This window comes from Achromobacter deleyi (assembly GCF_016127315.1).
In the GTDB taxonomy this organism is placed as follows: domain Bacteria; phylum Pseudomonadota; class Gammaproteobacteria; order Burkholderiales; family Burkholderiaceae_B; genus Achromobacter; species Achromobacter insuavis_A.
Map to the genome: position 1 here is coordinate 5,428,685 of NZ_CP065997.1, position 14,125 is coordinate 5,442,809.

Below are 14,125 nucleotides of genomic sequence, written 5' to 3' on the forward strand. Positions count from 1 at the left end.
ACTCCTTTTTTCAGGTTGCCTGTCCCATCCAGCAATTCGTATGCCCAATGCCGGCTGCCGCGCAGCACGCCGGCGCCACGGACGCGCCCGACCGGCACTTTTTACCGCCCGGTGCAAAGCCGTCACTCACCCGTCACGCGTTCCCGCTCATTCGGCGCCGCCGGGCCAAGCGCCGCCCCGGCCGACCTCGGCTGACTCGAGCATGCGCTGCACCCGCGCCGTCAACGCATCCAGCGCGAAGGGCTTGACGATCAGCTCCATGCCCGGGTCCAGGAAGCCGGACCCGCGCGCGGCGCCTTCCGCATAGCCGGTCATCAGCAGCACCTTGAGGCCCGGGTGCAAGGCGCGCGCCGCGTCGGCCAGCTGGCGGCCGTTCAGCCCAGGCAGGCCGACGTCGGTCACCAGCAGGTCGATATGACCGGTGACGCGCACCCGCTCCAGTCCGGCATCGCCATCGTTGGCGGTGAACACCTGCATGCCCCGTTCAACCAGGCATTCGCAGACCATCTCGCGCACGTTCGCGTCATCTTCCACCAACACGATGATCGCCTGGCGCTCGCGCTTGCCGGCTTCGCACGCCAGCGCTATCGGCGCGGCCGCGTCGGCCGTCGTGCCCTGGTGCCGGGGCAGGAAGATGCGCACCGACGTGCCCGCCCCCACCTGGCTTTCCAGCGTCACGACGCCGCCCGCCTGCTTGGCGAACCCATAGATCATCGACAGGCCCAGGCCGGTGCCTTCTCCCAGCGGCTTGGTGGTGAAGAAGGGATCGAAAGCGTGCGCCAATACGTCGGGCGTCATGCCGCAGCCCACATCCGTCACCCCTACCTCCACGAACTCGCCCGCCTGCGCCCCCGGATAGGGTCTCAGGAACGCCGGGGCCAGATAAGTATTGGCCGCGGACACCGTCAACGGTCCGCCGTCCGGCATGGCGTCGCGGGCATTGATCACCAGATTGAGCAGCGCGTTCTCGAACTGGTTGCGGTCGCAGCGCACCGGCCACAGGTCCGCATCGAGCTCGAACGCCAGCGACACGCCTTCGCCGGTGTAGCGCCGGAACAGGTCGGCCATCGATTGCAGGGTCGTGGTCACGGAGAACGGCTGCGGATCGATCGGCTGGCGCCGCGAGAACGTCAGCAGTCGCTGCGTCAGGTGGGCGGCGCGGTTGGCCGAATCCATCGCCACGGTCACGAAGCGCCCGGCCTGCTCCGGCACGCCGCTCGCCAGCTTGCGCTGGATCAGGTAGAGCGCGCCGGTGATCCCCTGCAGCATGTTGTTGAAATCATGGGCGATGCCGCCGGTGAGGCGGCCCACCGCCTCCATCTTCTGCGCCTGGCGCAGCGCGTGCTCGGTTTCAAGCAGCATCTCGGCCTGCGACTTCAGGTCGGTATCGTCGCGGCCGGCCATGTAGAGGCTGTCCTGCGCCCACGACATGCTCCAGGTGATCCAGGCATAGCCGCCATCCCGCTTGCGCATGCGGTTTTCCAGGTGTCGTACGCCCTGGGCCGTTTCGGGATGGCGCGCCTGCGCCAGCGCCTCGCGGGTGGCCGCGTAGTCATCCGGGTGGATCAGCTCGCGCAGGCCCATCGCCAGGAATTGCTCCTGGGTCCAGCCGAGGATCGGCCGCACCGCGGGATTGACGCTGGCAAAGCGCCCCTGCCCGTCGACCACCGCCAGCAGCTCGGGCGACAGGCGCCAGATGCGGTCGCGCTCGGCGATAGCGTGCTCGACGCGCTGCTCCAGCGTACGGGAGTACTGCGAACGCTCGACAGCCGTGCACAGGCGTTCGGCCACATCCTCGATGCAGGCAATGTCGCCGCGCTTGAGCCGCGTGCCGGCCGCCGGCCGCACCACCAGCGCGCCGCCCGGCCGGCCCCAGCGGCTGGTCGGCACCACGATGGCGGACGGCATGATGTCGCCGTTGGGCTGCGCCAACAGCGGTTCCAGGAAAGCCGTGCGGCCGCCGCGCAATGCCTCCAGGAAAGCGTCGTCGAACACCGGCTCCAGGCCCGCGCAGCCACCCCGCCCCGGCTGCGGCCGCCAGCAGGTCGACACCCGCGGCTCGGCGCCCTCGCCCTCCCAGTCCACCACCGCCACCAGGCCCAGCGCCAGATGCTGGCCCAGGCTCTCGCAGGCCAATTGCTCGATCGCCGCCTGCTGCTGCTGCTCGCGCATGCGGTCGCCCAGCGCCAGCACGAAATTCTTGCGATGCTGCCCTTCCCACAGTTCCGCCTCGGCGGTCTTGCGCGCGGTGACGTCCAGGAACAGCGCCATCATCTGGTTCTCGCCCTCGCGCCGCGCCCGCGCTTCGTACCAGGCCTGGCGCGGCGCCGGCACGGCGAACTCGAACTGCGCCGGTTCGCCGGTCTCGACCACCTGCGCGAACGCGTCCATGATCTGGCCCGGCACGCCGGGAATCATCTCGCGCAGCGTGTGGCCGAGCGTGTCGCCCTCCTTCATGCCGCTCTGCCGCTCGAATGCGGGGTTGACCTCGATGAAGCGGAAATCGACGATGCGGCCCTGCGCGTCGCGCAGCGCCTCGCTCAGGAAGAAGGCCTCCTGCATGCCCTCGAACATGGCGCGCCAGCGTTCGCCGCTGCGGCGCAGCGCCGCAGTCGTCAGGTGCCGCTCGATCGCCAGCGCGGCGCTGCGCGTCACCACCGCGATCGCGTCGATGTCATGCGCCGACGGCGAGCGTGGCATGGCGTAGTAGTTGGAGAACACCCCGAGCAGATGCCCGTCGGGCGCCTTGATCGGGGTCGACCAGCAGGCGCGCAGGCCATGTTCCAGGGCCAGCTCGCGCCACGCCGCCCACGCCGGATGGCTGGCGATGTCCTCCACGTACACGGGGCAGCCGGAATGCGCCGCCATGCCCCACGAGGCCATCTGCGGCCCGATCGGCGCGCGGTCGACCGCGGCATTGAACGCCGCCGGCAGGCTGGGCGCGGCGCCATGCACCAGCAGGCCGCCGGACTCGTCGACCAGCGCGATGGAGGCGCGCAACTCGACGCTCGACTGCGCCTCGATGGCGTGCAGCATGTGGCCCAGCACCTCGGCCAGGGGCATGCCCGCGGCAATGCGTTGCAACATCACGCGCTCGTCTTCCAGACGCGCGAGCGTGTCGGTCCAGGGATGGGATACTCGGTCTCGCTGGGTCAGCATGGGTTCTCCCGACAGGCTTTCCCGACTGTAGTGCGTGCCAGGCGCGGCAGCCGAAACCCTAGGTAACGCGGCATTACGCCTTGCCGGAGATCGGCCCACGGACTATATTGCGATTGATTCCTATTCGTGAAAATGGGCTGGCTGCTCGCCATCGCCCACCGCGCCATGCACTCAGCCCCCGCCTTTGTCCCCTGCACCGAACGCCGGTTCGGCGATATCGCCTCGGATTGGGGCTACGGCGGACGCGTCGACGCCGCGCATCTGTCCGACACCCCGCCCGAGGAACGGGTGGTGGCCCAAGGACGCATCCAGATGGCCACGACGGTCTGCGGCGTGCGGATGTGCGCAAGCGACCTGCTGGCGACCCGCAACCATGTCCGCCGCGCCGACGTTGGCCGCTCCCTCACGGTCTATGCCATGCTGGACGGCCCGGCGCTGGAATGGCGCCACGGCCCGGCCTCGCGGCCGCGGCGCGGGGCCGCCCAGGCCGCCGTCCTGGCGGTGCATGACGAGGCGCGCATGACCGAAACCCAGCAGGCCGGCCAGCGCAGCCACTGCCTCGTCGTCCAGGTCACGCCCGAGACCCTCTGCGACGCCGCGCTGGCCGAGCAGGTACAGGCCAGCCTGCGGCGCACCGTCGTGCGGCCCCTGCCCGCCCCCCGCGCCTGCGCGCGCTGGCCGCCGACCTGCTGGCGCCGCGCCCGGCCGGCGCGGTGTCGCGTCTGTTTCTCGAAAGCTGCGCGCTGGAACTGCTGGCACGGGGCCTGCAGGGCCTGGATGACGACGCGATCGATGCCGCCGCGGACACCCGCCTGCACCCGCAGGACCGCCAGCGCATGCTGCGGGTGCGCGACCGCCTGCTGGCCGAGCCCGGCCATCCGCACAGGCTGGCCGAGCTGGCGCGCGACGCCGGCGTCAGCATCAGCACCCTGAAGCAGAAATTCCCGCTGGTGGCGGGCGCGCCGGTGTTCGAATACCTGCGCCAGCTACGCCTGGAACGCGCCCGCCGCGGCCTGCTGCATGAGGGCTGGAGCGTGAAACAGGCGGCCTTTTATGCCGGCTATCGCCATCCCACCAACTTCGCCACCGCGTATCGGCGCCGCTTCGGCGTCGCCCCCTCGCTGGGCTAGCGCTTGCGGCTGGCCGCGGGCACAGCATCGATGGCTGCGCGCATAGCACTTAAATAGCATCAATTCTCATTTGTGGAACAGAATCCCCGCAGTTGTCGTCCCTGCGGCGACCGATGCCGTTCCCTTCGAGATTGCCATGTCCTTTTTGCACCTTCCCCTGCGCGCCACCGCGCTGACTCCCCTGGCCGCCGCCCTGGCGCTGCTGCTCGGCGTGGACGCCACCCTGCCCGCCCATGCCGCGGATCCGGCCCCCGCCGCGACGCCCCCTGCCGCGACGCCCCCCGCCACCGCCGAACTGCCCGTCATCTACGTCACCGCCCGCAAGCGCGTGGAAAACCTGATCAACGTGCCCGTGAGCGTCAGCGTCTTCGACGGAGCCGACCTGCGGGACCTGCGCACCGCCAACGTCGAAAACGTGCTGCGCATGACGCCCAACGTCGGCTATTCCGCGCTCGGCGACGGCCGCTCGACCCATCTCTCGATCCGCGGCATCGGCACCATGGCGCAGCCGCTGGGCAACGACGACACCTCGGTGGTGGTCTACGTGGATGGGGTGCCGCAGCCCCTGTTCGCGGCCGACCAGCAACTGCTGGACGTCGAACGGGTCGAAGTGCTGCGCGGCCCGCAGGGCACGCTGTTCGGCCGCAACGCCCAGGCCGGCGCCATCGACATCATCACGCGCAAGCCCGCCGACACGCTGGAGCTCGAGGCCGGCATGGAGGCCGGCAGCCGCGACTATCGCCGCGGCTGGGCCTCGATCTCCGGCCCGATCGTGCAGGACAAGCTGTCCGGCCGGCTGGCGGTCGGCTACAGCGGCCAGGACGGCCAGGTGCGCAACCTGGCGGGCCGCGACGTCGGCGACGTGTCCAGCCCGGCGTTGCGCGGCACCCTGGTGGCCCGGCCCGACGCCGACACCACCCTCACCCTGGCGGCGTACGCCCAGCGCGACCGCAACACCCCATCCAACTTCGTGCTCAAGCACACCAGCGACTATCCGGTGGTGGCGCTGGACCCCGAGGGCCACACCGAGCGCAAGACCGCAGGCATCGCCCTGACCGCGGAGCGCCGCTACGACAGCGTGGTGCTGACCTCGGTCAGTGCGCTCAACCACTACGGCTACAACTCCCTCAGCAACAACTCCGAAGGGTTGACCTTCTCCAAGGTGTTCGGGCTGCCCGTCGGCGCCTTCGTCCCCGCCACGGACTTCAGCACCTACGACGAAAACCAGAACGCCTTCCACCAGGAACTGCGCTTGAACAGCCTGCCCGAGGCCCCGGTTTCATGGGTCGCCGGCGTCAACTACTACCAGGACGACTACCGCCTGCGCACGTACTACCAGTCGCCATTCTTCCCCAGCACCAATGGCTGGCGCGACAACCTCCAGCGCACCCGCAGCTACGCGGTGTTCGGCGAGGTCACGACACCCCTGTTCAACGATCCGCGCCTGAAACTCACCGGCGGCCTGCGCTACACCCGCGAGAACAAGAACTACGACGCCAACTACCGCAACAACGGCTTCGCCGGCAATGTCCCCGCCTACGGCCAATCGGGCGATCTGGGCTACAACCTGGTCACCGGACGCGTCTCGCTCAGCTACGACCTGACCCCGGCCAACGTGGTCTACGCCAGCGTCGCGCGTGGCGCCAAGGGCGGCGGCTTTCCCAACTTCACCACCAATGCGGTTGCCGGCAAGCCGGACCAGCCGTATGTCGACTCCAGCGCATGGACGTTCGAAGTGGGCAGCAAGAATCAATGGCTCGACAACCGCCTGGGCGTCAATGCCGCGCTGTTCTACAACACCGTCAAGAACGAAAACCTGATGGCCATGGATTCGGCCTCGTTCACTTTCGTGCCCAAGTCCATCGATACCCGCAGCTATGGCGCCGAACTGGAAACACGCTACGCCATCGGCCACGGCGTCGAGCTGACGGGCAGCCTTGGCTACACCCATGCGGTATTGCGCAATGTCTCGGCGGACGTCGCCGCCTCGTCGGGCGCCCGCAATGGCAACGTCGTGCCGAATGCGCCACGCTTGAACGCCGCAGTCACGCTGCAATACCGCGGCCGGTTGCCGGGCCTGGACAGCGCCGATGCGCCGAACCTGTTTGCCGCCGCCCAATACCAGTTCGTGGGCGCCCGCAAGGCGGACGTCGGCAGCCATTTCGATCTCGACCGCTACGCCATCGTCAACGCCAAGCTCGGGCTGGAGTTCGCGCACTACGATCTGTACGTGTTCGGCCAGAACCTGTCGAACGCCCGGCCCCAGTACATCGGCCTGTACTACGGCCCCGGCGCCGAGGCCACCACCATCGGCCAGGGCCGCGTGATCGGCGCCGGCGTCACCATGCGCTATTGAGCGTCGCGCCGCCTCCATGCGCTACGCCGTGCTCGCCCTGTTGTCCTGCCAGCAGTACCTGGCGGTCGCTTTCCTGTATGCCGCCGTGCCCGCGGTGCTGCGCCAGCAGGGCGCGCCGCTGCCGCTGATCGGCCTGTTCGGCCTGGTATTCCTGGCCTTCACCGTGAATTTCCTGTGGGCGCCGCTGGTCGACCGTCACCGGCTGACGGCGCTGGGCCGGCGGCGCTCCTGGATCCTGCTGATGCAGGCCCTGGCGGCGGCCGTCACCGGGGCGGTCGCCTTCCTCGATCCCGCGCGGCAGATCCCGGCCCTGCTGGCGGCGAGCCTGGCATTGGCCACGATCGCCGCCACGCAGCGCATCGCCACGCTGGGCTATGCCGCCGACTCGCTGGCGCCGGCGCAACGTGCGACCGGCGCCGCGGTGATGGGCTGGGGCATGTCGGTGGGCAACGCCATTGGCGGCGCCGCCGGGCTCTACCTGATCGAATCGTTCGGCTGGCGCGCCGCCCTGCTGTCGGGCGCGGCGTTGATGGTGCTGCTGGCCGGCCTGGCGCCCGCGTTGCCGGAACCCGCTGCCGGCCCGCCCCCTCGCCGCGCGGCCCGCGGCGCATGGCGGCAGCCCGGCATGTGGCGCACCATCGTGATCATCTGGCCCGCGACCTTCGGCGTGGCCCTGGCCTTTCCCATGGCCGCGCCCTGGCTGGTGGATCTGGGCCTGCCGCTGTCCCAGGTCGGCCTGGTGATCGCGGCCGCGACGGTGCTCGCCTTCACCAGCGCCGGGCCGCTGGCCGGCCTGGGCCTGCGGCGCCTGCCGGCGTCCCGTGCCGTGCTGGCCAGCGCGCTTGTGCTGACGCCCCCGTTCGGCCTGCTGGCGGCGGTCGAGGGCCTGCTGGCGCCGGGGACGTGGACGCTGCTGAGCGTCTTCGCCATCTTCAGCGCGCTGGCGGTGCAGAACGTCGCGTTCAATACCTATTTCTACAGCTTGGCGCGCCCCGGCCAGGCCGCGACCGACGTCACCTTCCTGGCCGCCATGATGTCGGTGGCCGCGATGGCGGGCTTCGGCGCCAGCGGCTTTGTCGCCAAGGCCTGGGGCTACGGCGCCACCCTGGGCGCCGCCGCGGCGGGCTATGCCGTCACCGCCCTGCTGGCGTGGCGGTTCGCGCGGCCCGCCACCGAGGCGTCCCGCGATGCGCGCTGACCTGCGCCTGTTGTCCGGGCTGCTGCGGCGCGACGCGCCGTTGTTGGCGTTGGCCACCCTGCTGGCGGTCATCGCCAGCCTGCTCGAACTGCTGCCCTATTGGCTGATCTATCGCATGGCGCTGGCGCTGGCCGCGCCCGCGGACGCCGCGGCGACCACGCTGGCCGTCCTGGCCGGTGCGATCCTGTTGGCCGCCGTGGCGCGCCTGGCGGTGTTTGGCGCCGCCAACGTCGCCTCGCACGCGGCGGCCTTCCGCCTCCAGCGACGCCTGCGCGCACGCCTGCTGCGCCAGATCGGGCGCCAGCCGCTGGCCGCGTCGCAGGGCCGCGCCGGCGAACTGAAGAAGACGCTGGTCGACGATGTCAACGGCCTTGAAGGCCTGGTCGGCCACACCCTGCCCGATGCCGTCGCCGGACTCGCGGCCCCCCTGCTGGCCTCGGTCTGGCTGTTCTCGCTCGATTGGCGCATGGCGCTGGCTTCGCTGGCGTTGCTGCCGCTGGCCTGTTGGGCCTATCGCCGCAGTTTCCGCGGGCTGGAGCAGATCCTGACGCAATGGCATGGCGCCGACACCGCCGCCAACGACGCCTTGCTGGCCCACATCACGGGCATCGCCACGCTCAAGGCCCACGACCGCGCCGCCAGTTCGATGGCGACGCTGAGCGAGGCCATCCGCGCGCTGGCCGAACTGGCCCAGTCGGTCACGCGCCGCACCGCCATGCCGTATGCGTTGTTCTTCGTCGCCTTGTCGACCAACCTGGTGGTGGTGCTCCCTGCCGGCATCCTGCTGACCGCGGGCGGCCAGCTCGATCCGGCCGACCTGCTGCCATTCGTGACGCTGGGCGCGGGGCTGACGGCGCCACTGCTGCGCGTGCTTGGCGCCTTCGGCGCGCTGCGCAAGCAGATGCTCGGCGCCCGCCGCATCGCCGCGCTGCTCGACGCGCCACCGCCCCGGCGGCCCGCCGCGCCCGCGCGGCCATCCCGCTTCGACATCCGCTGGCAGGCGGCCAGCGGCGGCCCGCCGGGCGGTCCCCAGACCTTGCACGACCTGACGCTACACCTGCCGGGCGCCGGCTACACCTTGATCGCCGGCCCCAGCGGCGCGGGCAAGAGCAGCCTGCTCGGCTTGCTGTACGGCGCCTGTGAACTGCGCGCCGGACAGCTCGAGGTCGGTGGCCTGGCCTGGTCCGACGTGCCCGCCGCGACACGGGCCGAATGGATCTCCTGCGTGTTCCAGGATGTGCTGCTGTTCCATGGCACGCTGCGGGACAACCTGCTGATCGCCTGTCCTGAAGCGTCCGCCGCGGCGCTGGCCCGGGCCATCCGGGCAGCCGGCCTGGACGCCTTGCTCGCGCGCCTGCCGCAAGGACTGGACACGCCGGTGGCCGAACGCGGCGCCAGCCTGTCCGGCGGCGAGAAACAGCGGCTGGCGCTGGCCCGGGCCATTCTCGCCGACACCCCGGTCCTGCTGCTGGACGAGGCCACCTCGGCCGCCGACCCCGCCACCGATCGCGACATCCAGCAGGCCCTGCGCCGCCTGGCCGCCGAACGCAACGTCATTGCCGTGTCGCACCGGCTGGCGCACGCGCCGCTGGCCGACCGTGTCATCGTGCTGGACCAGGGGCGCATCCAGGGCGTCGGCACCCATGCCGACCTGCTCGCCGACTGTCCGCTCTACCGGCGCCTGTGGCAGGCGCAGGCGCGCGGCAACGCGTGGACGCTGGCCCCGGCGGCCGGGAGCGCGTCATGATCCCGGGCCTCGGGCTGGATCTCGCCGGACGCAAGGATTCCCGCCTGTCGCGCGGCCTGGCCTGCGGGGTGCTGGCGGCATTGGCTGAAACCGTGCCCTACCTGGTGCTCCATGACGCGCTGGGCCGGACCCTGCGCGGCCAGGCCAGCGTCACGCTGGCCCTGTTGGCGCTGGCGGCCCTGGTGGCGGCCAATGTGGCCCTGGTGTGGCTGAAGGCGCGCGCCAATGTGCTGAACTTCGGCGCGGTGTATTCGCTGGTGGCCGACGCGCGGTTGCGCCTGGCCGACGGCCTGAGCCGGCTGCCGATGGGCGTGTTCCAGGAACGCCAGCGCGCCGCCATCGTCGAGTTGCTGACCGGCCGGTTCGCCCACTATCAGGAGATCACGGCGCGTGTCTGGGGCCAGTCGGTCGCCAACGCCGCGGTGCCGCTGTTCCTGTGGCTGATGCTGGGCCTGCTGCATCCGCCCCTGGCCTTGCTGTGCCTTGTCCTGGGACCGGCCGCCTATCTCGCCATTCCCTGGTCGCACCGCCTGCTGTCGCGCGCCGACCGGCGCCTGGCCGCCCTGCGCGAGCGGACCGTGGTGGCCATGCTGGAGCAGGCCGAGTTCCAGCGCGAACTGCGCCAGTTCGACCGGCGCGGGGCGCGGCTGGCGCTCACGCTGGACCTGCTGGGCGCCTTGCAGCGCGAACAGATGCGGGCCGAACTGGCGCCGGCGCCCGCGCTGCTGCTGTTCGGCTTCCTGCTGCAGGCCGGCTTTGCCGCCGTGGCGCTGGCGGCAACGCAGGGACTCGGCGCGAGCTTGGCGCCAGTGGATTTCCTGGTGTACCTCGTGGTATCGCTGCGCTACTTCCGCGCCTTGGGCGACCTGGGCCTGAACCTGGCCGAATGGCGCCATGCCCGCGACACGCTGGCGCACATCCGCGCCCTGGCGGCCGAGCCTGAACTGCCCCAGCCCCGCTCGCCGCGCGTGCCCACGGACAATACCTTGACGTTCGACGGCGTTGGCCTGCGCCATCGCGGCGCGGCGCGCCACGCGGTGAGCGGCATCGACGCGGTGTTGCCCGAAGGCCGCCTGGTCGGCCTGGTCGGCCCATCCGGCAGCGGCAAGTCCACCCTGGCCGGCCTGCTGGCGCGCATGTGGGACCCGCAAGACGGCGCCATCCGCATCGGCGGCATCGACCTGCGCGACATGTCGACGCGCGAACTCAACCAGCGCGTGGCGTTGATGCAGCAGGAGGTTGCGCTGTTTCGGATGAGCGTGGCCGACAACATCCGCCTCGGGCGGCCCGATGCCAGCCTGGACGAGGTCACCGCCGCGGCGCGCGCGGCGAACGCCCACGACTTCATCATGCGCCTGCCGCGCGGCTACGCCACGGTGATCGACGACGCCGCCTTGCGGCTGTCCGGCGGCGAGCGCCAACGCATCGCCATTGCCCGCGCGCTGATCAGGAACGCCCCCATCCTGGTGCTGGACGAAGCGCTGGCCAACGTCGACCCGGACAATGCCTGGCAGATCCAGGAAGCGTTGGGGGAACTGGCGCGCGGCCGCAGCGTGCTGGCGATCGCGCATCAGTTGCGCAGCGTGATGGGCGCCGACGAGATCTGGGTCATGCGGGAGGGCCGCATCGTCGAGCGCGGCCGCCACGCCGCCCTGCTGGCGGCCGGCGGCGAATACGCCCGGCTCTGGCACGCGCAGTCCGTGCCCGCGCCCCTCTGACGGCGGGCGAAGACCGGCGCCGGTTCAGCGCGGCAGATCCGCGCTTTCGCGCGCCAACCCCAGCGCCGTGAGCGCCTCGGGCTTGTCGACCAGCACGCATTGCTTGCCGGTGCGGGTGCAGTGGTCCTTGACGCGCCAATAGGCGCCGTGGCTGACGCAGCCGGTCTGGCAGATCACCAGGTCGGCGGCGACCAGGCTGGCTTCCAGCGTATCGCCGTCGGCGCTTTCACCGCCGCAATGGCCCAGGTAGCGGCCACCGGCCATTTCCACCACCTTGCGCGTCAGCATCAGGGCCATGGCGTCCTCGCCCACGCACAGCACGGATTTCTCGCGCAGCGCCGTGGCGGCGATCACCACGGGCGCCACGGCGGGCTCGGCGGCGGTGTCGAGCGGACGCGCGCGCGCCGCGGCGGCCCGGTCCTGCCAGGCCAGGCGCTCGCGCATCAGGCTCTGCACCCGTTCCATCAGTTGCGTGACGCGCCGGGCCAGCGCCACCCGCCTGGGCAGCCCCGGAATCGCGCCCTCGAGCGCGGCACGGTCTTCGCGCGCCCAGGCCAGCGCGGTGTCGCGCTGGATCACCGCGGCCCGCAGCTTGAGGACCTCGCCTTCCAGGTGCTGGATGCGCTGCGCCTGGGCGCTGAGCAGGCGGCTGCAGCGGCCCTGCGCCTGGCCATAGGCGGCGAGCAGCGCCGCGTGTTCGCGCTGCAGCGAATTGGGCTCCTGGAATGCTAGGGTCATCGTGGGCCTCTCGGGATGGCGGACTACAGGCGGACGCGGGTGATGCGCCGTCCAACGTGCTGAGCATTATAAATGAGAATGAGTCTGTTTCATGGAATGTAGATATGTCAATCCCGAGTACAGGGAAATCCATTACTGACGGCCCCTGATCGCTTAAATATGATCGACAAACCATATCGGCACGCAAGCCTTCGCGGGCTTGACTAGACGCCCATACAGGACGCCTCGCGCCTTGCCAGTTCCTGGCCCGTGCAACCGCCGGGTCTCGGATTCAATGAAGTGAAGTGAGGGGCACCCGATGCCGCGATCTACCGAACTTCTGCGCGATATCCACGAAACCAATCTGATGTATCTGCTGCTGTTGCAGCGGATGGCCCGCACCGGCAACCTGCCGGCGATGGCGGGCATGCAGATATCGGAACGTGCCTGCCAGTGGCTGGCGGGCCTGCGGCACGAGGACCTGGCCCGGCTGGCCAGGAGCAGCGTGGTGCTGGCCCAGTTGAACCTGGAGCCCCACCTGCTGCTGGCGACGCTCAGCCAGGGGATGGAGGCCACCCTGGCGGCCGAGGTGCCCGCGCAGGCGCCTCCGGTCCGCACCCCCGCCTAGTTTCCAGCGCCGAACGGCGCGATGGCCAGGCGGCGCGCGGCGGGCGACGCGCGGCTTGTCGCCATCCGAATCACGCAAGCAGACGCCGGACGTCAAGGAGAACCGGCACGCCTTCCGGATGAACGTCCAGGAGGCTTATGAGGCGCCCCGCTCCACCGCGGAGGCGGCGGACACGCGGGCCGTGTGCCAGTAGAGCGCCGCGCTGATGGCCAGCGCCACCGTCAGCAGGCTGCCGGCCATGGCCGCCACGCCGGGCCAGCCGCCGTCCGTCCAGAAGTGCCCGCCCAGCGAGCCCAGCACGCTGGAGCCGACGTAATACACCAGCAGGTACAGCGCGGCCGCCAGCGCCTTGTAGCCGCGCGACATCTGGCCGACCCAGCCGCTGGCCACCGCGTGCGCGGCGAAGAAGCCGAAGGTGAACACCACGATGCCGGCGATCAGCACCGCCAGCGCGTCCGACAGCGTCAGCAGCAGGCCCGTCAGCGCGATGCCGGTGGCCGCCGCCAGCATCGCGCCGCGGCCGTGGCGGTCGGCCAGGCGGCCGAAGTACGTGGACGCGAAGATGCCGACCAGGTACACCACGAAGATGAAGCCGATGAAGGTCTGGCTCAGCGAGAATGGCGGCGCCAGCAGGCGGAAGCCGACATAGTTGTAGACGGTGACGAAGGCGCCCATCAGCAGCCCGCCCATGGCGAACAGGGCGCACAGCGGACCGTTGCGCAGGTGCGCGCCGATGCCGTCGCGCACGTCGCCGGCCACGCCGGCCCAGCCGCGCGAACGCTGCGGCGTGAAACGGCGCGAGGCCGGCAGCAGCCAGATGAACAGCAGCGCCGCGACGATGCCCAGCAGGCCCAGCGTGCCCAGCGCCGCGCGCCAGCCGAAATGATCGGACACCAGGCCCGTGATGACGCGCCCGGACAGGCCGCCGAAGGCGCTGCCGCTGATGTACAGCCCCATGACGAAACCGAGCGTGTCGGGTTCGACCTCTTCGGCCAGGTACGCCATGGCCACCGCCGGCACCCCGCCCATCGCCACGCCCTGCAACGCGCGCAGCACCAGCAGGCTGTGCCAGTCGGGCGCCACCGCCGCCGCCGTGCCCAGCACGGCCGAGGCGAACAGCGACAACGCCATGATGCGCTTGCGCGGCAGCGCCTGCGAAAACAGCCCCACCAGGAAGATCGCCACGGCCAGCAGGCCGGTACAGAGCGACAGCACCAGGCTGCTCTGGGCCGGCGACACGCCGAACGCCTGGGTGAACAGCGGCATCAGCGGCTGCACGCAATACAGCAGGGAGAACGTGGAGAAGCCCGCCGCGAACAGCGCCCATTGGGCGCGCCGCAAGGCCGGCGTGCCGCGCGCCAGGTACTCGGCCTGGGGCGCGGCGGGGGAAGATGGGGGAACAGCTGAGGCGGTGGACATCGGAATTCTCGAAAACATCGGGCAATGGCCCGTGCGATCAAGGTAGACTTTTC

At 70.7% G+C, this 14,125-nt stretch carries 9 protein-coding genes; 6 read left to right on the forward strand and 3 right to left on the reverse strand.

The window, feature by feature from the left end:
* Positions 1–147: 147 nt before the first annotated feature.
* The gene (locus I6I07_RS24435) at positions 148–3,159 is read right to left on the reverse strand and encodes a PAS domain S-box protein (protein ID WP_198484081.1); all 3,012 of its coding nucleotides are present in this window, start codon (positions 3,157–3,159) and stop codon (positions 148–150) included.
* 713 nt (positions 3,160–3,872) lie between these two features.
* Between I6I07_RS24435 and I6I07_RS24440 the strand changes: the two genes are divergently transcribed.
* The 5 genes from I6I07_RS24440 (at position 3,873) to I6I07_RS24460 (ending at position 11,308) form a co-directional block, all read left to right on the forward strand.
* Positions 3,873–4,289 carry a helix-turn-helix transcriptional regulator gene (locus tag I6I07_RS24440; RefSeq protein WP_198484082.1) on the forward strand — a complete coding sequence of 139 codons (417 nt, stop codon included), beginning with the start codon at positions 3,873–3,875 and terminating at the stop codon, positions 4,287–4,289.
* A gap of 136 nt (positions 4,290–4,425) precedes the next feature.
* Positions 4,426–6,645 carry a TonB-dependent receptor gene (locus tag I6I07_RS24445; RefSeq protein WP_198484083.1) on the forward strand — a complete coding sequence of 740 codons (2,220 nt, stop codon included), beginning with the start codon at positions 4,426–4,428 and terminating at the stop codon, positions 6,643–6,645.
* Between the two features lie 16 nt (positions 6,646–6,661).
* Complete coding sequence (locus tag I6I07_RS24450; protein ID WP_198484084.1) at positions 6,662–7,843, forward strand: MFS transporter; 1,182 nt, start codon at positions 6,662–6,664, stop codon at positions 7,841–7,843.
* Positions 7,833–9,590: an ABC transporter ATP-binding protein gene (locus tag I6I07_RS24455; RefSeq protein WP_198484085.1), complete on the forward strand. Its 1,758-nt coding sequence runs from the start codon at positions 7,833–7,835 to the stop codon at positions 9,588–9,590. The genes I6I07_RS24450 and I6I07_RS24455 overlap by 11 nt, the downstream gene beginning before the upstream one ends.
* Positions 9,587–11,308 (forward strand): ABC transporter ATP-binding protein, encoded by a 1,722-nt coding sequence (locus tag I6I07_RS24460; RefSeq protein ID WP_198484086.1) that lies wholly within the window; start codon positions 9,587–9,589, stop codon positions 11,306–11,308. The genes I6I07_RS24455 and I6I07_RS24460 overlap by 4 nt, the downstream gene beginning before the upstream one ends.
* A 24-nt stretch (positions 11,309–11,332) precedes the next feature.
* On the opposite strand, the gene I6I07_RS24465 is transcribed toward I6I07_RS24460, so the two are convergent.
* The gene (locus tag I6I07_RS24465; RefSeq protein WP_198484087.1) at positions 11,333–12,046 is read right to left on the reverse strand and encodes a DUF2325 domain-containing protein; all 714 of its coding nucleotides are present in this window, start codon (positions 12,044–12,046) and stop codon (positions 11,333–11,335) included.
* 298 nt (positions 12,047–12,344) lie between these two features.
* Here I6I07_RS24465 and I6I07_RS24470 point away from each other — a divergent pair, with 298 nt between their 5' ends.
* On the forward strand, positions 12,345–12,653 hold the full coding sequence (locus I6I07_RS24470; RefSeq protein WP_198484088.1) for a flagellar transcriptional regulator FlhD: 309 nt from the start codon (positions 12,345–12,347) through the stop codon (positions 12,651–12,653).
* Between the two features lie 135 nt (positions 12,654–12,788).
* Here I6I07_RS24470 and I6I07_RS24475 read toward each other — a convergent pair whose 3' ends face one another.
* A complete protein-coding gene (locus I6I07_RS24475; protein WP_198484089.1) occupies positions 12,789–14,072 on the reverse strand; it encodes an MFS transporter in 1,284 nt (427 codons plus the stop codon).
* Positions 14,073–14,125 lie beyond the last annotated feature (53 nt).